The sequence below is a fragment of the Ralstonia edaphi genome (genome assembly GCF_958350185.1).
In the GTDB taxonomy this organism is placed as follows: Bacteria; Pseudomonadota; Gammaproteobacteria; order Burkholderiales; family Burkholderiaceae; genus Ralstonia; species Ralstonia edaphi.
Genome location: NZ_CATWHI010000002.1, coordinates 964,245 through 987,303, shown reverse-complemented (window position 1 = coordinate 987,303; position 23,059 = coordinate 964,245). Strand labels below are relative to the sequence as shown.

The window sequence follows — 23,059 nt, the reverse complement described above, 5'->3', positions numbered from 1 at the left end:
CCGCGCCTGGTGAGCGGCAAGCACGGGCTAGCACACCCAATGCCCGCGAAGCTGCTGGCCGCTGGCCGGCTTTGCATGCATTTCAGCGAGAATGGATGCATTCCACCAATGCCCGATGGGTTCGCATGACTGACTCCGCCTTGTCCGCCCAGCCATTTCTGCAAGTTCCGGCCCGCGCGCCGGACGCTCCCGCTGCTGCGCTGCCTTTTGCGCTCGCGTATTCACGCTACCTCCAGCGACAGGCGCAAGCGCGCGAAGGCTGGGCCGAGCGCGTGCAAGCCAGTGTCGACCGTCCCGTTGACGTGGCGTGGCTGTCGGCGCGCTTTACTGAGCTGTTCGACGCGAAGGCCGTGGAGGTCGAAGCCGCGCTCAAGCGCGCGTTGCGCCTGTTGCGCAAGGAAGTCTTCGGCGCATTGGCGGAGCGCGATCTGTCCGGCGTCGCGACGCTCGACGAGGTAACCGGCACGATGACCGACCTGGCCGAGTTTGCCGTGCGCACGGCCATTTCCGTGATCGGCCAGGAGCTGAGCGCACTGCATGGCCAGCCGATCGGGCAATCCACCGGCGAGGTGCAGGAACTGGTGGTGGTCGGCATGGGCAAGCTGGGCGGGCGCGAGTTGAACGTCTCGTCCGACATCGACCTGATCTTTCTGTACGACGACGACGGCGACACCCACGGTGGCCCGCGCCCGCTCTCCAATCATGAATATTTCACGAAGCTTGGCAAGCGGCTGATCAACGCGCTGGCCGATGTGACGGAGGACGGCTACGTCTTCCGCGTCGACATGCGCCTGCGCCCGAACGGCGATGCGGGACCGCTCGCCTGCAGCCTGGGCATGCTCGAAGAGTACTTCGTCGTGCAGGGCCGGGAGTGGGAGCGCTACGCCTGGATCAAGGGCCGCGTCATCACCGACCCGACCAGTCCGTATGCCGGCCGCGTGATTCAGCAACTGGAGCGCGTGACGGGGCCGTTCGTGTTCCGGCGCTATCTCGATTACGGCGTGATCTCCGCCATTCGCGCGCTGCATGCGCAGATCCGCAACGAGGCGGCCAAGCGCAGCAATGGCGCCAACCAGCAGCGCGATGACGCGGGCCACGTGCAGGCGCGCTCGCCCAACATCAAGCTGGGGCGCGGCGGCATTCGCGAGATCGAATTCGTCGCGCAGGTGTTTCAGCTCATTCGCGGCGGGCAGGATTTCGGGCTGCGCGTGCGGCCGACTCTGGAGGTGCTTCGGGCGGCGTCGGAGCGGGGCCTGATCGAGGCCGAGGCTGTGGCACGCCTGACCGAGGCCTATCGCTTCCTGCGCCAGCTGGAACATCGCCTGCAGTACATCGAAGATGCGCAGACGCACAACCTGCCGGGCTCGCCGGAAGACCAGTTGCGCGTGGCGCGCATGATGGGCTTTGACACCTATGCGGCGCTCGTCACCAAGCTGGAGGCGTATCAGGACGAAGTCGCCCAGCATTTCGAACAGACCTTCTCCGACAAGCAGGACAGCCAGCCGCCGTGCGCCGCCGTCTGGCACGCAGATCTGCTCGACGACGAGCACACGGAAACCGCTCGCGTACAGCTGGCTGAACTCGGCTATGCGAATCCCGAAAGTGTGCTGGAGCGCCTGCGTGCGACGCGCAATTCGCCGCGTTACCGGGCGTTGTCCGAAGTCAGCCGCCAGCGTTTCGACCTGTTGATCAACCGCGCGCTGGATCAGGCTTCGCGGCAGACCGATGCCGATGTCACCATCGCGCGGTTTCTCGATTTCTTTGATGCGATCAGCCGGCGGTCCTCGTACCTGTCGCTGCTGAGCGAATACCCGCAGGCCATGGAGCGCGTGGCCCACACGCTGCACGCATCGCGCTGGGCGGCGGACTACCTCACGCGCCATCCGCAACTGCTCGACGAACTGCTCGACGTGGAAGCGCTGTCAGCCGAACCCGACTGGCCGGCGTTCCGGGCGCGCGTGCGCGAACGCCTGGAGGCCGCGTCCGACCATGTCGAGTTGCAGATGGACATCCTGCGCCAGGAGCACCATGCGGAAACCTTCCGCGTGCTGCTGCAGGACCTGCAGGGCATGCTGAGCGTCGAGCACATCAGCGACCGGCTGTCCGATCTGGCCGATGCCGTGCTTGACCTCACGCTGGAAACGGTCTGGAAGCAGGTCGCCACGCGCCACCGGGAGGTGCCGCGCTTTGCCGTGGTTGCCTACGGGCGGCTGGGCGGCAAGGAACTCGGCTATGCCTCGGACCTCGACATCATCTTCCTCTACGACGACGATGACGAGCGCGCGCCGGACGTGTACGCGTCATTCGCGCGCAAGCTCATTACCTGGCTGACCAGCCATACCGCCGCCGGCACGCTGTTCGACGTTGATACGCGTTTGCGGCCGAACGGTGCGGCGGGCTTGATGGTCACGCACTTCGAGGCCTTCCGCCGCTATCAGATGCGCGAGGGCGACAACGCGGCGTGGGTGTGGGAGCACCAGGCGCTCACGCGTGCGCGCTTCTGCGCGGGCGATGCCGAAATCGGCGAGCGCTTCGAGGCGCTGCGCACCGCCGTGTTGCGACAGCCGCGCGAGCCGGGCCCGCTGCGCGACGAAATCGTGGCGATGCGCGAGCGCGTGGCCGAAGGCCATGCGAACCCGACTGGGCTGTTTGATCTCAAGCACGATCGCGGTGGCATGGTCGACATCGAGTTCACCGTGCAGTTCCTGGTGCTTTTGCATAGCGCGGCGCACGCCGAGCTGACCCGCAACAAGGGCAACATCGCACTGCTGCACATGGCCGGCGAACTGGGCTTGATTGACGCAACGGCAGCCTCGCAGGTCGCTGACGCCTACAGAGATTTCCGCGCGCGCCAGCACAAGTTGCGGCTCGACGGGCAATCCACCGCACGCGTACCGATTGAAACCTGCGCGCACGAGGCAGCCCAGGTGCGTGCGTTGTGGGAGCAGGTGTTCGGGCCTGCGCAATGACGGCGCATCGAGAGGCGTTGCGCACGTGGGGCGCGTGCGCCGGTGTGGCTGCGCTGTCAGCGGCGTTCTCGTTCGTGCCGTGGTTGTACGCGGTTGGGCTGTATCAACGCGACGCCGTGCGCGCAGGGCAGTGGTGGCGCATCGTGACCGCCATGTGGGTGCATCTGGACACATGGCATTGGCTGGGCGATGCAATGGCAGCGGCTGGGCTCATCCTGCTGCTGGCGCGCGTGTTGCGGCCGCAGGTCATTGTTGGAGCGCTGGTGGTGTGCGGGGTGCTCGTGCAGATCGCCCTGCTCAATCAGCCGGCGGTGCAGTGGTACGGCGGGCTGTCCGGCGCGCTGCATGGCCTGGCGGCGTGGGGCGGGCTGCGGCTGCTGAAGCCGTCCGCCGACGGCGCCGAGGATCGCTTCTCACGCTGGATTGGCGTGGCGCTCTGTGTGGGCGTGCTGGTGAAGGTGTGGCTCGAGCAATCGTGGCTGTCGCCGATCGCCTATGACCCGCGCTGGGGGTTTGGCGTGGTGCGCATTGCGCACGCCTTTGGCGCGGCGAGCGGGTTGCTGATTTGGGTGCTGGGGGAGTGGCGCCTCCGCGGAAATCGGCTGCATCGGTGAGCAGCGAAAAGCGGGAGGAGGGGCGAGGGAGGAATGCCCGCGCCAATGAAGGCGCGGGCCAAAAGGCCTACTAGACTTACTTCACGCGCCGCCGACGGCCGGCCAAGCCCGCAGCCAGCAACAATGCTGCGCCGCCAAGACCGATAGCGCCGCCGCCACCGCCGCTGCTGGACGTCGTCGCAGGCGGGGTAGTGGTGCCGGTTCCGGTGCTTGCTGCAGCAGTGACTGTCACGTTAGCGGTATCGGTGGCGGTCGCGCCAGAGTTGTTCGTCAGCGTTACCGTGAAGGCGTAGGTGCCCTCGGCCGACGGCGTGAATGTGGCGGTGTAATTGCCGTTGCTATCGGGGCCGGCAGTGGTGAGGCTGACGGACGGCCCGGAAGTCTGCGCCCATTGCACACTCGCGATGGTATTGACGAGGCCGGCATTGCCGCTCGCTGTGAGCGTGACCGCATTGTTTGCGACCACTGTGCTTGCCGACGTTGAAGCGTGCACGGTCGGATTGCCCTTCGCCAGCGCAACGGCCGCACCCGCATCCAGCATGCCGGCGCCGCAGACGCCCGTATGCGTTGCGCAGTATGTGCCCGCCGGGAACGGTCGAGCCGACTGCTGGAGGACGGTGGCAATCTGATCAGGTGTCAGCGAGCTGTTGACCGAGAGCATCAGCGCGGCGACGCCTGCCACGTGCGGCGTGGCCATCGAGGTGCCGCCTTCCCCGGTGTAAGTATCCGTGGTGGCCGTGGTCGTGCCCGTGTTCGTCAGCGACGCTACCAGCGCTCCTAGGCCGGTGACTACCGAACCATTGCCACCGCCAGGTGCACTCAGCGTCGTGCCTGTGCCCACGTTCGCATAACTGGCCCTGTCGCCTTCGAAGGTATGCGCCGTGACAGCAATGGTCCCCGTGCAGTTGGCGGGAGTACCAATGGTCGTCGTGTTGCCGTCATTGCCAGTTGCCACCACGATGGCAGCGCCGCGGGCGCGTGCGGCCGAGATGGCGTTTTGCGTGGGGGTATCGCAACTACCGACGCCGCCCAAGCTCATGTTGACGACCTTGGCCGGGGCCGTATTGACCGTGCTGACGCCGGTGACGGTGCCGCCAGTTGCCCACGTCAGTGCATCGATGATGTCAGAGCTTGAACCGCCGCATTTGCCGAGCACGCGTGCCATCAACAGGCTGACGCCCGGGGCGATGCCGGCGACGCCAATGCTGTTGTGTTGCGCGACGAGCTGCCCGGTGACAAAGGTGCCGTGCCAGGAACTATCGGACTGCGTGAGGCCGCCGCAGATAGTCGGATAGGTGCTGATATCCGTGCTGGTGACCCAGTCGCCCGGATCGGTCGGGTCGCTGCTGCGGCCGGCGCCGCCCTTGTTACTCACAACGGGGTTGGTGATGAAGTCGTAACCCTGGTTGATGTGCGCCCCAGACAAGTCGGGGTGACCGGGAAGAATGCCGGTATCCAGCACAGCAACGCTGACGCTGCTCGACCCTTTGGTCGTGTCCCACGCGGTGGTCACGTTGGCACCGCCGACGGTTGGCGCGCCATTGGCGGATGCAGGGCCGCTGACCGTTACGACACTGCTGACCGTGCCGGTCTTGGGCAGCAGGTTCCATTGGAGCGGGAAGTACTGATCCGACGGCGTGGAAGCCGCGTGCCAGATCCGGTCTGGAGAGACATATTCAAATTGACCGCTGGCTTCCATGCGCTGGGCCACGGCCTGCGCGTCTGCTACCGACATGGTTTGCGGCAACATGACCACATGCGCACCGCCTGACATTGCGCGCTTGTACGTCATCGGCAATTGGGCGGCGGCGGACCAGCGTTGCACCGTCGCAACGTTCACGTGCGTTGCTGTCTCGGCGGACTGCAGCTGGGATGTGCTGCTTCCGCCGCTCTTTTCCTTGACGATCAACTGCGATACCCATTGCACTTGAGCGCCAACGTTTGCTGGTTGACCTACGGCTAGAGCCGGGACAGCGTGATACGAGACCAGTCCGAGCGCGACGAGCGCGCGGACAATACCCCCCTGGGCAATCAATTTCATGTAATGAACCTGTTGTTGTAGGAAACGGAGGCGCAATTATCACAAGAATCGCGCGTTTCCTCCGTTAAACAGGCTAACAGCGTTGTTTAGTAATTTTTATATCAGCTCAACTCACGCATACGGTACGGTCAATTGGCGTCCCCAGCCCAGAGCCGCGTCCCGCCCAGCGTTGCACGGGAAAAGCGGAAGGGCCTTTTAGGCGTGCGTGCGGTCAATGCGTCTTCAGGCGACGGCGACCGCTGTACATGCCAGCCGCCAGCAGCAACGCCGCCCCAACCAGCGGCACGGCCCCGCCGCCGCCGCCACCACCGCTGCTGGTAGTGCCCCCGGTGGATCCGCCCGACCCCGTGCCGCTGCCCGCGCCGGCCGGCGCCGTGTTCTGTGCATAACTGACAGCACCAGCGGTATCCAGCAGGCCCGCGCCGCAGATGCCTGTGTTCACCGCGCAAAATGTGCCGCCCGGGTGCGGCCGCGCGGTCTGTTTCAGGCCCGCCAATACCTGCGCATTCGACAACTGCGGTTGCACGCTCAGCATCAGCGCGACGGTGGCCGCTGTTTCCGGCGTCGAGAAGCTCGTACCAGCCACGGACTTGACCGTGGGGTTGCCGACAGTTTGCGTGCCATCGTTGGAGTCGGCCCTGATAACGGAGACGGGCTCCGCGCAAGTCGCCGGAGTCGTAGTCGTGATGACCTTCGAGTTGCCGCAGCCGCCGCCTGGCGCTGACAGCGCCACTTGCGGCCCGACGTTCGCGTAGCTTGCGTTCTCGCCGCTGTCGACGTGCGCGGTGACGGCGATGGCGCCTGTGCAATTGGCGGGCGCGTCCACGGTCTGTGCGGCTTCGTTGCCGGCGGCTGCCACCACGATGGCGCCGCGTGCGGCCAACTGGTTCACCGCGTCCTGTTCTGCCGCGGAGCACTGCGTGGTGCTGCCGAGGCTCACGTTCACCACACGTGCCGGGTTGGCGTTGGTCGGCACGCCAGACACGTTGATGCCGCCTGCCCACAACATGCCGTCCACCGTGTCGGACAGCAGCGCGCCGCATTTACCGGACACGCGTACCGGCACAATGGGCGTATTCCAACCGACCCCTGCGATATCGACGCCGTTGTTCGTCTGGGCGGCGAGCACGCTGCTGACCTCGGTGCCGTGCCAACTGCTATTTGCGATGTCGCTGCTGGTGCAGCCGGGAATGTTGGCGACATCCGTGCTCGTTACGCCGTCGCCCAGGTCATGTGCATCCGTCCCGCGCCCAAAGGTATTCCCGGCACGAGCCGGGTCCGAAATGAAGTTGTAGCCCGGCAGGATCTTGGCCGACAGATCGGGATGATCGGTATAGCCGGTATCCACCACCGCCACCACGATGCCCGTCGAGCCCTGCGTGATGCTCCACGCCGAAGCCGCGTTGATGCCGCCCGGCACCAGTGTCGGCGAAGCCAGGTTGTTTTGCGTGGCGAACAGCGGGTCGTTCGGAATGGTGTTGGGCCGCAGGATGCGATCGGGCACCACGTAAGCCACGCGGGCGTCCTTGGCGATCTTTTCGACGGTGGCCTGGATGCTGGCGGCATCCGTCAGGCCGGTGCGCAAGAGCTGCGCATTGGTGGCCAGCGTGCGCTTGACCTGCAGCGTGCTGCCCGCCGCCTGCGCTACCGACAGCAAGCGGTTGGTCGCCTCGCTGGCCGACAGTGTCTTGCGCGTACCGCTCGTGTCGTCGCGCCATTTGATGATCAGGTCACCGGTGTATTGCGGCTGCGGCGTGGCAGCGGTGGCGGCTTGGCTGCCCATCACCCAGGCAAGACAGGCAAGGCTGGCGCCTGCGCGGAGCCAAGACTTCAACCGGAAGAGGGAGGGGGTCATCAGCGCGTGCTCCGTGGTGTCTCGTTGTCATCAGAAACGTCGTCACGATGTGATCGTTGACAGACCGTTACACAAAAACCAAAGGTAGCACGCGACTCGCCCGCTTGATGTGGCGGCGATGGCCGATCACGTTTGCGAGGGAAAAAAGCCGGTCTGTGCGATGCGGCCACAGCAGGATACGGGCCTGCGGGGCGCGAATATGAGGGGGAAACCGGACGCCAGACGGCGCCCGATATTCACAGTGTGAAGGGCGTTGCGGCGGTTCAGCGCTGGATTTTCATGATGCGATCCGGGTCGGCCGAAGCGATGCCGGGCGTGCCGCGCAACGCTGTCACCGCGCCATCCAGCGTGGCCGATGCATCGCCCGAGCTGGCGCGCACCACCCAGAATCCACCTGACATCGGCCGTACTACCGCAAAAGCCAGCCGTGGCGTTGCGCGCGCGCCTGCAGCATCCAGCAGACCTTGCACGGTGGCAGACGAGGTGGTCGGCGTGCTCAGGCCGATGATGACGTCGCCGAGATTGTGTGCAGCCGACACGGCGGCCGGCGGCTGGGTGTTGGTCGAGGTGGGGTCCATGGCGGGTGGCTTGCCAGGATCAACGGCCGGCACGGACTTGCACGCGGCCAGCAGGCACAGGCCGAGGGCCATCGCCAGCGCAGGCTTGCCGGACGACAGCAGGGATCGAGGGCGGGCAGTCAATGATTGGGCCATGCGAACCATGAAGTTCTCCTTGGATTCGGTAGAGGGTATCTGAGACTTGTGCAGCCGGAACCTCGGCGCCAACCGCGGCAGCAGTGGTTCCGGTATAGGCGATCACTGTGCCGCGCGGCGCGATTTCCGCGCAGAGGGTCCCTGCGCCGATTGCGCACGGCCCGCGGCGAGCATCTCGTCTGCATGGCGTCGCGTGGTATCGGTCAGCGACGCGCCGCCGAGCATGCGGGCGATCTCGTCCACGCGGCCGGTGGCGTCCAGCACCACGAGGTCGGACCGCGTGCTGCCCGCCACCGTCTGCTTGGCGACTTGAATGTGGTGGTTGGCGAGTGCGGCTACTTGCGGCAGGTGCGTGACGCACAGCACCTGGCGGCGCATGCCGAGTTCACGCAGGCGTCGGCCCACGACTTCCGCCACCGCACCGCCGATGCCGGAATCCACTTCGTCGAAGATCAGCGTGGGCGTTGGGCTGGCCTCGCTGGCGATCACCGAGATGGCCAGGCTGATCCGCGCCAGTTCGCCGCCCGAAGCGACCTTCGCCAACGGCCGCGGTGATACGCCCGCGTGCCCGGCAACGAGGAATTCGACCTGCTCCAGTCCCGCCGCGCCGCCATGCTCCAACGCGTGCAGCGCGATGTCGAAGCGCCCGCCGGCCATCGACAGGCCCTGCATGGCGCCCGTCACCGCGTCGGCCAGCTCGCGTGCGGCCTTGGCGCGGTCGCGCGACAGCGATTGCGCGACCGCCATATAGGCGGCGTGGGTTTGCTCTTCCCGGGCCTGCAGCGCATCGAGGTCGGATGCCGCTTGCAGCGCTGCCAGTTGCGCCTGGCGTTCAGCCAGTTCAGCAGGCAGCGTTTCCGGGGCGACGCGGTATTTGCGCGCCATGGTGTGCAGCGCCTGCATGCGCGCGTCGACTTCGGCCAGCCGATCCGGATCCAGCTCCGCGCGGTCGGCATAGCGCGCGAGCGTGTGCACGGCTTCCTGGATTTGCACCTCGGCCGGCTCAAGCGCAGCCAGCACATCGGCAAGCGCCGGGTCGATCTCGGCCAGTTCGCGCAGCGTATGGAGCGTCGCGCCCAGTTGCGTGATCACCGCGCCTTCCGATTCAGACAAACCGTCCAGCGCCGCGCGCGTGCCTTCGATCAGGCTGGCCGCGTGCGACAGGCGGTGATGCTCGGCCTGTATCTCTTCCCACTCGCCGGGTTGCGGAGCGAGCTTGTGCAATTCGTTGACCTGCCATTCGATGCGCTCGCGTTCGAGCTGGACTTCGCGCGACTGCTGCTCGGCAGCTTCGCGTGCGCGCACCGCGGCGTGCCATTCCCGGAAGTGCTCGCCGACTACGCGTACGGCGCCTTCCAGGCCCGCGTGGGCGTCGAGCAGGCTGCGCTGGGCATCCGTCTTGAGCAGCAGTTGGTGCGCGTGCTGACCGTGGATGTCGACGAGTTGCTCGCCCACTTCGCGCAGCTGCGCCAGCGTAACGGCCGCCCCGTTGATGAAGGCTTTGCTGCGGCCGGCGGCATCCACCGTGCGGCGCAGCAGGATCACGCCCTCGTCGTCGTGCAGTTCATGCGCCTCGAGCCACGCGGCCACATGCGGATGCACGTCGAACTCGGCCGTGATGTCGGCGCGCGGCGCGCCTTCGCGCACGACGGCAGCATCGGCGCGCTCGCCCAGCGTGAGCGCGAGCGCATCGATCAGGATGGATTTGCCCGCGCCGGTTTCGCCCGTGAATACGGTAAAGCCGTCGGCCAGATCGAGATCCAGCGCGTGAACGATGACGAAATCGCGGATGGTGAGGCTGCGCAGCATGGAAGCGGTGAGCGAAAAGTTTTTAGAACCTGCTCATGATTCGTAGCGAGCGGCTCGAGGTTGAAGCGAGAAGCGCACCCGTACACGCGTACGGCGGGCATCGCAGGTTCAAGTTCGGGCCGCGCAGCAGGATCATGGGCAGGTTCTTAGAGCCGGTTGTCTTCGGTCGGGTACTCGTGCCAGTGCAGCTTCTTGCGCAGCGTGGCGTAGTAGTTGTAGCCGATCGGGTGCAGCAGTCGCACCGTGCGCTCGGAGCGGCGCACCACGATGCGGTCGCCGGGCAGCAGGGACGTGAGCGACTGCATGTCGAAGTTGACGCTGGCATCACGCCCGCTGGTGACCTGGATGACCACCTCGGCGTCGTGCGGAATGACGATCGGCCGATTCGACAGCGAGTGCGGCGCGATGGGCACCAGCACCAGACCCGAGAGCGCCGGATGCAGGATCGGCCCGCCGGCGGACAGCGCATACGCCGTCGAGCCCGTCGGCGTGGAAACGATCAAGCCGTCCGAACGCTGGTTGTACATGAAGAAGCCGTCGACCGACACGGCCAGTTCCACCATCCCCGAGGTGCCCGAGCGGTTGACCACCACGTCGTTGAAGGCGAGGGCGGAGAAGATGATTTCGTCGTCGCGCACGACCTGGGCCTGCAGCAGCGTGCGGGTTTCGGCCTCGTAGCGGCCCGCCAACATGTCGGGCAGCACGGTGTGCACGTCGTCGAACGGGATGTCGGTCATGAAGCCGAGCCGCCCGTGGTTGACGCCGATGACGGGGACGCTGGCGCCGGCCAGGTGGCGCCCGATGCCGAGCAGCGTGCCGTCGCCGCCGAGCACGACGGCCACATCGGCGTGGCGCGCCATCTCTTCGGGCGGCAGGGCGGGGTAGTCCTGGACGCCGATGTTGAGCGCCGTTTCGCGCTCGAACACAATGTCATGCCCGCGCCCCGCAATGCACGATGCCAGCTCCATGAGCGGGCCGGCAATGTTGGCGGCCGAATACCGGCCGACCAGCGCAACGGTCTTGAAAGGCGAAACGGACGAGGCGGCGGGAGCTTGCGGGGCCACGGCGGACGGGGGAATCGACATGCGCGCATTACACCATATCGATATGACCGTCGCCACGTCAGCGCGTGTTTCGTGGAGAAACGTCGACATCACCCGTAGCCGGGCGCCGATTTTGCGTAAAATTGAAGAATCATGGACAAACGCGCCACCATCCTCCTCAAGACTCTGATCGAACGGTATATCGCCGAGGGCCAGCCCGTGGGCTCGCGCACCTTGTCGAAGTATTCGGGGCTCGATCTGTCGCCGGCCACCATCCGCAATGTGATGTCCGACCTGGAGGAGATGGGCTTCATCGCCAGCCCGCACACCTCGGCTGGCCGCGTGCCGACGCCGCGCGGCTACCGCCTCTTTGTCGATACGATGCTGACGGCCAGTCCGCTGGATGTGCTGAGCACGCAAGACCGCATGGCGCAGCAGATGGTGGGCGCGATTGCCGAGCAGGTCCGCACGCAGCTGGCCTCGCATGGGTCGGAATCGTCGCAGCGGGTGATTGCGGCGGCGGCGCAAACCTTGTCCAACCTCTCGCAGTTTGCCGGCATCGTGATGACGCCGCGCCGCACGCATGCGTTCCGGCAGATAGAATTCCTGCGGCTGTCGGAGTCGCGCATCCTGCTGATCGTCGTCACGCCCGAAGGCGATGTGCAGAACCGCATCATCCATACCGATACGCCGTACACGCCGTCGCAGCTGGTGGAGGCGGCCAACTACATCAACGCGCACTACGGCGGCCAGACGTTCGACGCGGTGCGCGAAAGCCTGCGGGGTGAACTCTCTGCGCTGCAGGCCGACATGACGGCGCTGATGCAGGCGGCCGTGGAGGCGGGCAGCAGCGCCGTCTCGGAAGAAGATCCGGTCGTCATCTCGGGCGAGCGCAAGCTGCTGGATGTGGAAGACCTGTCTTCGTCCATGGACAAGCTGCGCCGGCTCTTTGCCGTGTTCGAGCAGAAGACCGGCCTGCTGCAACTGCTCGACGTATCGAGCCGCGCCGAGGGCGTGCAGATCTTCATCGGCGGCGAAAGCAGCCTTGTGCCGCACGAAGACATGGCGGTCATCACCGCGCCGTACGAGGTGGACGGCAAGATCGTCGGCACGCTCGGCGTGATCGGGCCGATGCGCATGGCGTATGAGCGCGTGATCCCGATTGTGGATATCACGGCCAAGCTGCTGTCCAGCACGCTCAGCCAATATTGATCTCCCGGTTGTTCTGTCTGCGAGCTGCATAAGCTCAGCCGATTTTCTTCGACGACAGCCCACGCTGCCGTCTCTCACAATCGACTCCGGCGCATGTGCGCGATCTTTTCTGCCGGAGTCTTTCATGGCTGGTTCTTCCTTTTCCCGTTTGCTGGCTGCAGCGATGTCTGCGGCCATTTCGTTCGCGTTGCTTGGGGCGGCGCCTGCGCGCGCAGCGGACCGCGAGGTCGTCATCGCTTATCAGGACATGGTGCTGCCCTGGCGCTACGCCCAGGCGACGGGCGAGGTCGAGCGTGCCACCGGCTATAAGGTGACGTACCGCCAACTCGCCAGCGGCGCCGACGTGGTGCGCGCCATCGCGTCGGGTTCCGTGCAGATCGGCGAAGCGGGCTCCAGTCCGATTGCGGCCGGCGTGTCGCAGGGCGTGGACCTGTCGCTGTTCTGGATTCTCGACAACATCAATGATGCGGAAGCGCTGGTTGCCCGCAACGGCAGCGGCGTGTCGCGCGTGGCTGATCTGAAGGGCAAGACCTTGGGCGTGCCGTATGTGTCGACTTCGCATTTCCATGCGCTGGTGGCGCTGCAGCAAGCCGGGCTCGAGCCGCGCGACGTGAAGGTCGTCAACCTGCGGCCGCAGGAGTTGTCGGCCGCGTGGGACCGGGGCGATGTCGATGCCGCCTTCATCTGGGATCCGGTGCTCGCCAAGGTGAAGAAGAACGGCACCGTGCTGACCACCTCCGGCAAGATCGCCGCCGCCACCGGCAAGTCGACCTTTGATGGCTTCGTGGCGGACCGCAAGTTTGCGCGCGACCATGCCGAGTTCATCGCCAAGTTTGTCGAAGTGCTGGCCAAGGCCGATGCGGCCTATCGCGACAACAAGGCCGCGTGGACGGCGACCTCGCCGCAGGTGGCAGCCGTGGCCAAGACGTCGGGCGCGACGGCGGCGGATGTGCCGGCAAGTCTTGCGCTGTATGCCTTCCCGGATGCGGCGGAGCAGGCTTCCAAGCGCTGGCTGGGCGGCGGCGCGCAGTCGGGCGCAGCGCAATCGCTGCTGGCCACGGCGCAGTTTCTGAAGACGCAGGGCACGATCCAGACGGTGCTGCCGGATTACGGTGCCACCATCGACTCGCGCTTTGTCCAGCGTGCGGCCAACGCGGGCAACAAGGCCGTCGCCACCGCAGCGCGATGAGCCGCATCGATGTGCGCGGCCTGGGCGTCGACTACATCGACGCGCACGGCCGCACCACCCGCGCCCTGGCCGGAGTGGATTTGTCGATCAACGCCGGCGAGTTCGTCGTGGCCCTGGGTGCCTCCGGCTGCGGCAAGACCACGCTGCTGAACTGTCTTGCGGGTTTTGTGGCGCCCACGTCGGGGCAGATTCTCCTGGACGGCCGCGAAATCGATGGGCCGGGCGCAGACCGCGGCGTGGTGTTCCAGCGCTATGGGCTCATGCCGTGGCTGAACGTGCGCGACAACGTGGCGCTTGGCCTCAAGCTGCGCGGTGTCGACCGCAGGACGCGGCATGCACGTGCGCTGGAGTTGCTCCGGCTGGTCGGCCTTGAAGCGCATGCCGCATCGCCCGTCTATGCCCTGTCCGGCGGCATGCAGCAGCGTGTTGGCATTGCCCGTGCGCTGGCGACCGAGCCCCGCGTGCTGTTGATGGATGAACCGATGGGCGCGCTCGACGCGTTCACGCGCGAGACCATGCAGACGCTGGTGCTCGATGTCTGGCAACGCACCGGCACGACCGTTTTCTTCATCACGCACGACGTGGAGGAGGCCCTGTTCCTGGCAACGCGCCTGATCGTGATGTCGCCATCGCCGGGTCGCATCGTGCAGACATTCGATCTGCCGTTCTCGCGGCAGTCGCTGGCAGGCGGCGACGCCCGCGCGGTGAAATCGTCGCCGGAATTCATTGCCTGGCGCGAGCGTGTACTGGCGCTGATCCACCATGCCCCCGAGGAGCTGCTCGCATGAGCGCGCTCGAAACTCCCGTGCTGCAGCGCGCCTCCGTCGATGCAGCGCCGCCTTCCAGCAGGCCGGCGCGCAGGCTGCGCGGCTATCGTCTGCCAGGCGAGGGCAGCGCATTGGGGCTCAGCGTGTTGTCGGTGACGGCGTTGCTCCTGCTTTGGTGGGCGGCGACCACCTTCCATTGGGTGCCGCCGTTGTTCCTGCCTTCACCGCAGGCCGTCGGTCGCGCATTCATCGATGCCTGGCATGGCGATATTCAAGGCGGCCAGCCGCTGGCGTCGCATCTGGGCTGGAGCGCGTTGCGCGTGTTCGGTGCGTTTGCGCTGGCTGCCGTGACGGCCATACCGATCGGCCTTGCGATGGGCGTTTCCCGCACCGCGCGCGGCTTGCTGGATCCGCCCATCGAGTTCTATCGCCCGCTGCCGCCGCTGGCGTACCTGCCGCTCGTGGTCATCTGGCTGGGCATTGACGAGCGCGCCAAGATTGTCGTCATCTATCTTGCCTGCTTCGCACCGATTGCCATGGCCGCGCGTGCCGGCGTGCGCGGCGCCACGCTTGAGCAGATCAACGCCGCGTATGCGCTTGGCGCGAGCTTCACGCAGGTGGTGCGACATGTGATCCTGCCGGCGGCGCTGCCCGAGATCCTGACCGGCTTGCGCATCGCCATCGGCTTCGGCTGGACCACGCTGGTGGCGGCGGAAATGGTGGCGGCCACCGTGGGCGTGGGGCAGATGGTGCTCAATGCGTCGAGCTTTCTGCGCACCGACCTCGTGGTGATGGGCATCGTGCTGATCGGCGCGATTGCATGGGCGTTCGACTTGGCCATGCGCGCCATCGAAGCGCGCGTGGTGCCCTGGAAGGGCCGCAGCTGACCGAGACTCAGAAGCTGCCCGTGAACTGATAACGCCCGCCCGGATGCCACATGGTCGCCACGGACGCGACCTGACCCTGCGACAACGTTTTTCGCCGCAGCATCAGGCAGGGCTCGCGCACGTCCATGTGCAGCATTTCGGCGATCTCACGGGTGGGCAGGCGCGCCTCGATGCCGTAATCCACGCCCTGCAACGGGGCGGCACGCATCAGGTAGGCGTTTGGCGTGGTCTGCGTGAAATCCTGCTCCATGTATTCCGGCGCCAACGCCGCGTTGACCCAACGGTCTTCCACCTGGATCGGCAGGTCGTTTTCGAAGTGCACGATCAGTGAATGAAACAGCACGCGGCCGGCGGGCACGCCAAACGAAGCTGCCATCGCCTCGTTGGCGCGGGCGCGTTCCAGCTTGTGCAGTTCGGCGCGGTGCCGATGGCCGCGCGCTGCAATCTCCTCGGCGATATTGCGGATCGCCACCAGCGTCGCCTGGTATTTCTGCTGCGCGACGAACGTTCCCAAGCCTTGCACGCGCGTGAGGATCTGCTCGGCGGTCAACTCACGCAGCGCGCGATTGACCGTCATGCGCGACACGCCAAAGGTCTGCGCGAGCGTCGTCTCCCCCGGAATCATTTCCCCTTCCTGCCACTCCCCGCTGCGAATGCGCGTGAGGATGTCTTCCTTGATGCGCTGGAAGGCGGGGGTGCTGGCGGACGGGTCGTGTGACATGGGCGTGGCTTGCAGTGCGGCGGTGGCCGCGGATGTGATGTGCGGATGGCGGTCATCATCAGGGTTTGCTCTTAGCTTGTAAAGTTTTCTTGCCTAAGTTGTATATACAACATAAGATGCGCTCCATGACAAAGGAGTTCGCAGGAGACCTCACATGAACGCCCCGACCAACGCTGCCCACCTGACCAACGATCCGCGCTACGACGCCTCGCGTGAAATCCGGGCCCCCCGTGGCACCGAGCTGCACTGCAAGAGCTGGCTGACCGAAGCGGCTTACCGGATGCTGCAGAACAACCTCGACCCGGATGTGGCCGAGAACCCCAAGCACCTCGTCGTGTATGGCGGCATCGGCCGCGCCGCGCGCGACTGGGCCTGCTTCGACAAGATCCTGGAAACGCTGCGCGAGCTGAACGACGACGAATCGCTGCTCGTGCAATCGGGCAAGCCGGTGGGCGTGTTCAAGACCCACCCCGATGCGCCGCGCGTCCTGATCGCCAACTCCAACCTCGTGCCCAAGTGGGCGAACTGGGAACACTTCAACGAGCTGGATCGCAAGGGCCTGTTCATGTACGGCCAGATGACGGCCGGCAGTTGGATCTATATCGGCAGCCAGGGCATCGTGCAAGGCACGTACGAGACGTTTGCCGAAGCCGGCCGCCAGCATTACGACGGCAAACTGGCCGGCAAGTGGATCCTGACCGCCGGCCTGGGCGGCATGGGCGGCGCCCAGCCGCTGGCCGCCACGCTGGCCGGCGCCGTGTCGCTGAACATCGAGTGCCAGCAATCGAGCATCGATTTCCGCCTGCGTACGCGCTACCTCGACAAGCAAGCCAAGGACATCGACGACGCATTCAACCTGATTCGCCACCATTGCGAGCGCGGCGAGGCCGTGTCCATCGGTCTGCTCGGCAATGCGGCGGAAATCCTGCCGGAGCTGGTCAAGCGTGCCCGCGCCGGTGGCCTGAAGCCGGATCTGGTGACCGACCAGACCTCGGCGCATGATCTGGTCAACGGCTATCTGCCGATTGGCTGGACGGTCGAGCAATGGCGTGCTGCTCAACGCGACCCGTCGCAGCACGCCCGCCTGACCGACGAGGCCGCCAAGTCCTGCGCCGTGCACGTGCAGGCCATGCTGGATTTCCAGGCCATGGGCATCCCGACCGTCGACTACGGCAACAACATCCGCCAGGTCGCGTTCGATCAGGGCGTGAAGAACGCCTTCGACTTCCCGGGCTTCGTGCCGGCCTACATCCGTCCGCTGTTCTGCGAGGGCAAGGGCCCGTTCCGCTGGGTGGCGCTGTCGGGCGATCCGGAAGACATCTACAAGACCGACGCCAAGATCAAGGAACTCTTCCCGCACAACACGCACGTGCATCGCTGGCTCGACATGGCGCGTGATCGCATCGCCTTCCAGGGCCTGCCCGCGCGCATCTGCTGGCTGGGCCTGGGTGAGCGTCACCTGGCCGGCCTGGCGTTCAACGAGATGGTCAAGAATGGCGAGCTGAAGGCGCCGATCGTGATCGGCCGCGACCACCTCGACACGGGCTCGGTCGCCAGCCCCAACCGCGAAACCGAAGCCATGCGAGACGGCACCGACGCCGTGTCGGACTGGCCGCTGCTCAACGCGCTGCTCAACACGGCCGGGGGTGCCACGTGGGTGTCGCTGCACCATGGCGGCGGTGTCGGCATGGGCTATTCGCAGCACTCGGGCGTGGTGATCGTCGCCGACGGCACCGACGCTGCGGCCAAGCGCCTGGGCCGTGTGCTCGTCAACGACTCGGGCTCGGGCGTCATGCGCCATGCCGATGCCGGGTACGAAACCGCCATCGCCTGCGCCAAGCGCAACGGTTTGAACCTGCCGATGATCGGCTAAGTTAAAGACATCCTCTCGCATTGCTATGAACACCATGACCACGCCCCCCATCATCACGTTGCAGCCGGGCGAAATGTCCTTCGCCGACTTGCGCCGCGTCTGGCTCGCCCCGACGCCTGTTGCGCTGTCGGGCGATTGCGCGGCCGCCATCGAAGCGTCTGCGGCCACCGTGCAGGCCATCGTTGCCAAAGGCGACCCGGCCTACGGCATCAACACCGGGTTCGGCCTGCTGGCCAAGACGCAGATCCCCACGCACGAGCTGGAGCGCCTGCAACGCAACCTCATCCTCTCGCACGCCGTCGGCACGGGTGAAGACCTGAGCGACAACGTCGCGCGTCTGGTGCTGCTGATGAAGGCCGCCAGCCTGGCGCGCGGCTATTCGGGCGTGCGCCGTGTCGTGATCGACACGCTGCTGGCACTGCTGAACGCCGGCATCGTGCCGTGCATTCCGTCCAAGGGTTCGGTGGGCGCGTCGGGCGATCTGGCGCCGCTCGCGCACATGACGCTGGCCCTGCTGGGCGAGGGCGACGTGCGCGTGAATGGCGTGCGCACGCCGGCGCGTGCCGCCTTGGCCGCCGCCGGCATCGAGCCGATTGCGCTGGCCGCCAAGGAAGGGCTGGCACTCATCAACGGCACGCAGGTGTCGACCGCGCTGGCGCTCAACGGCCTGTTCCTGGCCGAGCGACTGCTGCAAGCCGCTACCGTGTCGGGTGCGTTGTCGGTGGATGCCGCCAAGGGCAGCGATGCGCCGTTTGACCCGCGCGTGCACACGGTGCGCGGCCAGCCCGGCCAGATCGCCACCGCCGCGGTGTACCGCAACCTGCTGGCCGGCAGCGCCATCCGCCAGTCGCACCTCGTGGGCGACAAGCGCGTACAAGACCCGTACAGCCTGCGCTGCCAGCCGCAAGTCATGGGCGCATGTTTCGACCTGATCCGTCAGGCCGGCGCCACGCTGCTCACCGAAGCCAACGCAGTCACCGACAACCCGCTGGTCTACGCCGACGCCGGTGAAGTGATCTCGGGCGGCAACTTCCACGCCGAACCGGTGGCGTTTGCTGCCGACATGCTTGCGCTGGCGATTGCCGAGATTGGTGCGCTGTCGGAGCGCCGCATCGCGCTGCTGATCGACTCCACGCTGTCTGGCCTGCCGCCGTTCCTGGTCGAGCAGCCGGGCCTGAACTCGGGCTTCATGATCGCGCACGTCACGGCCGCGGCGCTGGCCTCGGAAAACAAGACGTTCGCCCACCCAGCCAGCGTCGACAGCCTGCCGACGTCCGCCAACCAGGAAGACCACGTCAGCATGGCGACCTTCGCGGGCCGCCGTTTGCAGGACATGGCAGAGAACACCGCCACCATCGTCGGCATCGAAGCGCTGGCGGCGGCGCAGGGCATCGACTTCCACAAGCCATTGGCGACGTCCGACACGCTGCAGAAGGCACATGGCTGCATCCGCGCGCGCGTGGCCTACTACGGTGAAGATCGGCTGTTCGCCCCCGACATCGAAGCCGCCCGCCGCCTCGTGCTCGATGGCGACCTTGGCGATTCGTGCCGCGCGCACGTCGGCGAACTCGCACTCGTCTGACCATGCTCGCCCAAGCCGAACCGAACGTCTGGCAAGGCCGCGTCGATGCGGAAGAAGGCCCGCTGGGCTTGCGTTGGCACCAGACGGTGCGCCGCATCGATGCAGCGACGCCGTTGGCCAACACCGTCGCCCTGGCGGGCTTTGCCTGCGATGCGGGTGTCGCACGCAATCACGGGCGAACCGGTGCACAGGCGGGCCCGGCCGCCATCCGCAAGATGCTCGCGAACTTGCCCGCGCGTGCCGGCCGTGTGGTCGTCGACGCAGGCGATGTGACTTGCCAGGGCGATGCGCTGGAAGACGCGCAGAGCGAATTGTCGGGTGTGCTCCACGATCTGCTCGACCGCGGCGCATTTCCGATCGCGCTCGGCGGCGGGCATGAGATCGCGTGGGCCTCGTTTGGCGGCTTGGCGCGGCATCTGGCGGCGAAATCCGACCAGCCCCCGCGTATCGGCATTCTCAATCTGGACGCGCATTTCGATTTGCGCGCGGGCGAGCGGGGCAGCTCCGGCACGCCATTCCGCCAGATCGCCGAAGACTGCGCGCGGCGCGGATGGCCGTTCCACTACGCCTGCCTCGGCGTGAGCACTTACGCCAACACCGAGGCGCTGTTCGCGCGTGCGCGCCAGCTCGGCGTGCGCTGGATGCACGACGACGAGATGGACGTCATGCAACTCGCGCACGTGTTGAAGGTGGTGGAGGTGTTCCTGAGCCAGGTCGACCACGTCTATCTGACGATGTGCCTGGACGTGCTGCCGGCCGCGGTGGCTCCAGGCGTGAGCGCGCCGTCCGCACGCGGCGTGGGGATGGACGTGATCGAGCCCATCGTCGATCGCGTGGTCAGCTCGGGCAAGCTGCGGCTGGCAGATGTAGCGGAACTGAACCCGTCGCTCGACATCGACAACCGCACGGCACGTGTCGCCGCCCGCCTCGTGGCGCGCGTGGCAGACGGCATTGGCCTGCAGGGAGCTGCGCATGACTGATCCGGCCAACCCGCACTGGGACGCGCTCTGGACCAACGTCAACCTCGCCACGCTTGCCGCCGATGCCGACGGCTACGGCGAGATCCGCGACGGGGCCATCGCCGTCAAGGATGGCCGCATTGCGTGGCTTGGCTACCGGGCCGATCTGCCCGTCAACGCCCGCGCCGCACGGCAACACGATGGCGGCGGCGCGTGGCTCACGCCCGGCCTGATCGATTGCCACACGCACCTCGTCTACGCCGGCAACCGCAGCAATGAATTCGAAGCGCGCCTGAACGGCGTGCCATACGAAGAGATTGCGCGGGCGGGCGGCGGCATCCTCTCGACCGTTCGCGCCACGCGGGCCGCCAGCGAAGACGCGTTGGCCGACGCCAGCCTGCCGCGCCTGAATGCCCTGCGCGCCGAAGGTGTCACCACCGTCGAGATCAAGTCGGGCTACGGCCTGAACCTGGAAACCGAGCGCCGCATGCTGCGCGTTGCACGGCGCTTCGGCCAATCATTGCCGGTGCGCGTGCGCACGACGTTCCTCGGCGCGCATGCCGTGCCGCCCGAATTCGCCGGCCGTGCGGATGACTACATCGATCATCTCTGCGCCGATGTGCTGCCCGCGCTCGCTGCGGAGGGCCTGGTCGATGCTGTTGACGCCTTCTGCGAAACCATTGGCTTCACGCCCGCACAGACGGCGCGCATGTTCGACGCGGCGCAGCGCCACGGCTTGCCGGTCAAGCTGCACGCCGAGCAGCTCTCCGATCAGGGCGGCGCGGCGCTGGTGGCTCGCTACGGCGGGCTGTCAGCGGATCACCTCGAATGCCTGACCGAGGCCGGCATCGCAGCCATGGCGCAAGCCGGCACGGTGGCCGTGCTGCTGCCCGGCGCGTTCTACTGCCTGCGCGAAACGCGCCTCCCGCCGATGGCCGCGCTGCGCGCCGCCGGTGTGCCCATGGCCGTGTCGACCGACTGCAACCCTGGTACCTCGCCGTTGTCGTCGCTTCTGCTGGCGATGAACATGGCGTGCACGCTGTTCCGCCTGACGCCGCTGGAAGCGCTGACCGGCGCGACGCGTCATGCTGCCGCAGCGCTGGGCCTGTCTGGCACGTGTGGCGTGCTGGCTCCGGGCTGCGCGGCCGATTTCGCCCTGTGGCGCATCGACCGGCCCGCCGATCTGGCGTACGCGATGGGGCTGAACCCATGTGTGGGCGTGATCAAGGACGGCACCGTGGTGGCGTAAGGAACACGCGAGGACGCGGCTCGTATAATCGGCCGGTCTATCGCGAACCCGCGCCCATGCCCTTCTTGCCCGAACCCCTGTTCCAGCACGGCCAGCCCGATCGCACGGCGATCCTGCTCGTCAATCTCGGTACGCCTGACGGCACGTCGCCGCGCGAGGTCGGCCGCTACCTGCGTCAGTTCCTGTCCGACCCCCGCGTTGTGGAAATTCCGCGCGCGGTGTGGTGGTTCATCCTCAACGGGCTGATCGTGCCGCTGCGTTCGCGCACGTCGGCGCACAAATACGAAAGCATCTGGCTGCGCGAGGCCAACATGACGGGCTCGCCGCTGCTCGTCTACAGCGAGCGCCAGGCGCATGCGCTGCAGCAGTTGCTGAACGCGCAGGGCCACGATGTGGTGGTCGCCTGTGCAATGCGCTATGGCAATCCGTCGATTCCGTCCGTCATGCAGGCGCTGCGCAAGCAGGGCGTCGAGCGCATCCTCGTGCTGCCGATGTATCCGCAGTATTCCGGCACCACCACCGCCACGGCCTTCGACGAGGTCTTCCGTGTGCTGGGCGAAATGCGCAATCAGCCGGAGTTGCGGCTGATCAAGCATTTCCACGATGACCCCGCTTACATCAATGCGCTGCACCAGCAGGTGGGGGCATATTGGGCGCAGCACGGCGCTCCAGATTTTGCGCACGGCGACAAGCTGGTGCTGTCATTCCATGGTGTGCCGCGACGGACGCTGGAATTGGGCGATCCGTATCACTGCGAATGCCTGAAGACCGGCCGCTTGCTGGGGGAAGCGCTCGGCCTGCAGCCGGGTCAGTACCTGGTCACGTTCCAGTCACGCTTTGGCCGCGCCGAATGGTTGCAGCCGTACACCGCGCCCACGCTGGAAGAGCTTGGCCGCGTCGGCACCCATCGCGTCGACGTGTTCTGCCCGGGCTTTCCGGCCGATTGCCTGGAAACGCTGGAAGAGATCGCCATGGAAGGGCAGTCCACTTTCCGTGTCGCCGGCGGCAAGGAATTCCATTACATCCCGTGCCTGAACGACAGCGAGGTGTGGATCGCCGGCATTGCCGACATTGCGCTGGCGCATCTGCAGGGCTGGCCGCTCACGCTCACGCATCCGCATGTGCTGGAGGCGAGCCGCACGCGTGCGCAGAGCAAGGGGGCCGCCGCATGAAAGTGAGCACGGACGCGGCCGATCGCGTGCGCATCGACAAATGGCTGTGGGCGGCGCGCTTCTTCAAGACACGTTCGCAGGCGACGGATGCGGTCGAACGCGGTCGCGTGCAGATCAACGATCAGCCGGTCCGCCCCGCCAAGGATGTCAAAATTGGTGACCGCGTGCGGGTGCACGCGCATGAACAGCAGTGGGAAGTCGAGGTATTGGCGCTGGCGGAAGTGCGCGGCCCGGCTTCGGTCGCGCAAACGCTCTACGCCGAGACGGACACCAGTCGCTTAAAACGCGAAGAGAACGCCGACAAGCGCCGCCTGTATCGGGAACCCGCCACACAAATTGCCGGCCGGCCGACCAAGCGAGACCGGCGACGCATCGACAAACTTGGCGGAGAATGAAGCGTTCCG

The 23,059-nt window shown here is 66.4% G+C and carries 18 protein-coding genes; 12 read left to right on the top strand and 6 right to left on the bottom strand.

Annotated elements, in window-relative coordinates:
- Nucleotides 1–125: 125 nt before the first annotated feature.
- Nucleotides 126–2,969 carry a bifunctional [glutamate--ammonia ligase]-adenylyl-L-tyrosine phosphorylase/[glutamate--ammonia-ligase] adenylyltransferase gene (gene glnE / locus R2669_RS09810; protein WP_316899861.1) on the top strand — a complete coding sequence of 948 codons (2,844 nt, stop codon included), beginning with the start codon at nt 126–128 and terminating at the stop codon, nt 2,967–2,969.
- Nucleotides 2,966–3,583, top strand: coding sequence for a rhombosortase (gene rrtA, locus R2669_RS09805; RefSeq protein WP_316899859.1), 618 nt, complete (start codon nt 2,966–2,968; stop codon nt 3,581–3,583). The genes glnE and rrtA overlap by 4 nt, the downstream gene beginning before the upstream one ends.
- A 76-nt stretch (nt 3,584–3,659) precedes the next feature.
- Here rrtA and R2669_RS09800 read toward each other — a convergent pair whose 3' ends face one another.
- From R2669_RS09800 to R2669_RS09780, 5 genes are all read right to left on the bottom strand, one after another.
- The gene (locus R2669_RS09800; protein ID WP_316899857.1) at nt 3,660–5,624 is read right to left on the bottom strand and encodes a S8 family serine peptidase; all 1,965 of its coding nucleotides are present in this window, start codon (nt 5,622–5,624) and stop codon (nt 3,660–3,662) included.
- Between the two features lie 211 nt (nt 5,625–5,835).
- A complete protein-coding gene (locus tag R2669_RS09795; protein ID WP_316889986.1) occupies nt 5,836–7,479 on the bottom strand; it encodes a S8 family peptidase in 1,644 nt (547 codons plus the stop codon).
- A gap of 263 nt (nt 7,480–7,742) precedes the next feature.
- A complete protein-coding gene (locus R2669_RS09790) occupies nt 7,743–8,201 on the bottom strand; it encodes a hypothetical protein (RefSeq protein WP_428984274.1) in 459 nt (152 codons plus the stop codon).
- A gap of 93 nt (nt 8,202–8,294) precedes the next feature.
- Entirely contained in the window at nt 8,295–10,001 is a 1,707-nt protein-coding gene (gene recN, locus R2669_RS09785) for a DNA repair protein RecN (RefSeq protein WP_316899855.1), read from the bottom strand.
- 146 nt (nt 10,002–10,147) lie between these two features.
- On the bottom strand, nt 10,148–11,086 hold the full coding sequence (locus R2669_RS09780; protein WP_147214258.1) for an NAD kinase: 939 nt from the start codon (nt 11,084–11,086) through the stop codon (nt 10,148–10,150).
- A gap of 111 nt (nt 11,087–11,197) precedes the next feature.
- On the opposite strand from R2669_RS09780, the gene hrcA reads away from it, so the two are divergent.
- The 4 genes from hrcA (at nt 11,198) to R2669_RS09760 (ending at nt 15,099) form a co-directional block, all read left to right on the top strand.
- Nucleotides 11,198–12,256 (top strand): heat-inducible transcriptional repressor HrcA, encoded by a 1,059-nt coding sequence (hrcA, locus tag R2669_RS09775; protein WP_147214257.1) that lies wholly within the window; start codon nt 11,198–11,200, stop codon nt 12,254–12,256.
- A gap of 124 nt (nt 12,257–12,380) precedes the next feature.
- Nucleotides 12,381–13,445 (top strand): taurine ABC transporter substrate-binding protein, encoded by a 1,065-nt coding sequence (tauA, locus tag R2669_RS09770; RefSeq protein WP_316899853.1) that lies wholly within the window; start codon nt 12,381–12,383, stop codon nt 13,443–13,445.
- Nucleotides 13,442–14,233, top strand: a complete 792-nt coding sequence (locus R2669_RS09765) for a taurine ABC transporter ATP-binding protein (protein WP_316899852.1) — start codon at nt 13,442–13,444, stop codon at nt 14,231–14,233. The genes tauA and R2669_RS09765 overlap by 4 nt, the downstream gene beginning before the upstream one ends.
- Nucleotides 14,230–15,099: an ABC transporter permease subunit gene (locus tag R2669_RS09760; protein ID WP_316899850.1), complete on the top strand. Its 870-nt coding sequence runs from the start codon at nt 14,230–14,232 to the stop codon at nt 15,097–15,099. The genes R2669_RS09765 and R2669_RS09760 overlap by 4 nt, the downstream gene beginning before the upstream one ends.
- A 7-nt stretch (nt 15,100–15,106) precedes the next feature.
- Here R2669_RS09760 and hutC read toward each other — a convergent pair whose 3' ends face one another.
- On the bottom strand, nt 15,107–15,820 hold the full coding sequence (hutC, locus tag R2669_RS09755; RefSeq protein ID WP_027680619.1) for a histidine utilization transcriptional repressor HutC: 714 nt from the start codon (nt 15,818–15,820) through the stop codon (nt 15,107–15,109).
- A gap of 154 nt (nt 15,821–15,974) precedes the next feature.
- On the opposite strand from hutC, the gene hutU reads away from it, so the two are divergent.
- The 6 genes from hutU to R2669_RS09725 are packed head-to-tail and all read left to right on the top strand — an operon-like array spanning nt 15,975 to nt 23,050.
- A complete protein-coding gene (hutU, locus tag R2669_RS09750; protein ID WP_316870143.1) occupies nt 15,975–17,693 on the top strand; it encodes a urocanate hydratase in 1,719 nt (572 codons plus the stop codon).
- Between the two features lie 25 nt (nt 17,694–17,718).
- The gene (hutH, locus tag R2669_RS09745; protein WP_316899849.1) at nt 17,719–19,275 is read left to right on the top strand and encodes a histidine ammonia-lyase; all 1,557 of its coding nucleotides are present in this window, start codon (nt 17,719–17,721) and stop codon (nt 19,273–19,275) included.
- A 2-nt stretch (nt 19,276–19,277) separates the two neighbouring features.
- Nucleotides 19,278–20,255, top strand: coding sequence for a formimidoylglutamase (gene hutG / locus R2669_RS09740; protein ID WP_316899847.1), 978 nt, complete (start codon nt 19,278–19,280; stop codon nt 20,253–20,255).
- Nucleotides 20,248–21,483: an imidazolonepropionase gene (gene hutI / locus R2669_RS09735; RefSeq protein ID WP_316899844.1), complete on the top strand. Its 1,236-nt coding sequence runs from the start codon at nt 20,248–20,250 to the stop codon at nt 21,481–21,483. The genes hutG and hutI overlap by 8 nt, the downstream gene beginning before the upstream one ends.
- 56 nt (nt 21,484–21,539) lie before the next feature.
- Nucleotides 21,540–22,655, top strand: coding sequence for a ferrochelatase (hemH, locus tag R2669_RS09730; protein WP_316889973.1), 1,116 nt, complete (start codon nt 21,540–21,542; stop codon nt 22,653–22,655).
- Nucleotides 22,652–23,050 (top strand): RNA-binding S4 domain-containing protein, encoded by a 399-nt coding sequence (locus R2669_RS09725; protein ID WP_024974832.1) that lies wholly within the window; start codon nt 22,652–22,654, stop codon nt 23,048–23,050. Before hemH ends, R2669_RS09725 begins: the two co-directional genes overlap by 4 nt.
- Nucleotides 23,051–23,059: the final 9 nt, after the last annotated feature.

Bases quoted from the DNA above. Each gene is read 5' to 3' on its own strand.
- recN (WP_316899855.1), bottom strand. From the start codon at position 10,001: ATGCTGCGCAGCCTCACCATCCGCGATTTCGTCATCGTTCACGCGCTG.
- hrcA (WP_147214257.1), top strand. From the start codon at position 11,198: ATGGACAAACGCGCCACCATCCTCCTCAAGACTCTGATCGAACGGTAT.
- hemH (WP_316889973.1), top strand. From the start codon at position 21,540: ATGCCCTTCTTGCCCGAACCCCTGTTCCAGCACGGCCAGCCCGATCGC.
- R2669_RS09780 (WP_147214258.1), bottom strand. From the start codon at position 11,086: ATGTCGATTCCCCCGTCCGCCGTGGCCCCGCAAGCTCCCGCCGCCTCG.
- tauA (WP_316899853.1), top strand. From the start codon at position 12,381: ATGGCTGGTTCTTCCTTTTCCCGTTTGCTGGCTGCAGCGATGTCTGCG.
- R2669_RS09800 (WP_316899857.1), bottom strand. From the start codon at position 5,624: ATGAAATTGATTGCCCAGGGGGGTATTGTCCGCGCGCTCGTCGCGCTC.
- hutH (WP_316899849.1), top strand. From the start codon at position 17,719: ATGAACACCATGACCACGCCCCCCATCATCACGTTGCAGCCGGGCGAA.
- hutG (WP_316899847.1), top strand. From the start codon at position 19,278: ATGCTCGCCCAAGCCGAACCGAACGTCTGGCAAGGCCGCGTCGATGCG.
- hutI (WP_316899844.1), top strand. From the start codon at position 20,248: ATGACTGATCCGGCCAACCCGCACTGGGACGCGCTCTGGACCAACGTC.
- rrtA (WP_316899859.1), top strand. From the start codon at position 2,966: ATGACGGCGCATCGAGAGGCGTTGCGCACGTGGGGCGCGTGCGCCGGT.
- hutC (WP_027680619.1), bottom strand. From the start codon at position 15,820: ATGTCACACGACCCGTCCGCCAGCACCCCCGCCTTCCAGCGCATCAAG.
- R2669_RS09725 (WP_024974832.1), top strand. From the start codon at position 22,652: ATGAAAGTGAGCACGGACGCGGCCGATCGCGTGCGCATCGACAAATGG.
- glnE (WP_316899861.1), top strand. From the start codon at position 126: ATGACTGACTCCGCCTTGTCCGCCCAGCCATTTCTGCAAGTTCCGGCC.
- R2669_RS09790 (WP_428984274.1), bottom strand. From the start codon at position 8,201: ATGGTTCGCATGGCCCAATCATTGACTGCCCGCCCTCGATCCCTGCTG.
- R2669_RS09760 (WP_316899850.1), top strand. From the start codon at position 14,230: ATGAGCGCGCTCGAAACTCCCGTGCTGCAGCGCGCCTCCGTCGATGCA.
- R2669_RS09765 (WP_316899852.1), top strand. From the start codon at position 13,442: ATGAGCCGCATCGATGTGCGCGGCCTGGGCGTCGACTACATCGACGCG.
- hutU (WP_316870143.1), top strand. From the start codon at position 15,975: ATGAACGCCCCGACCAACGCTGCCCACCTGACCAACGATCCGCGCTAC.
- R2669_RS09795 (WP_316889986.1), bottom strand. From the start codon at position 7,479: ATGACCCCCTCCCTCTTCCGGTTGAAGTCTTGGCTCCGCGCAGGCGCC.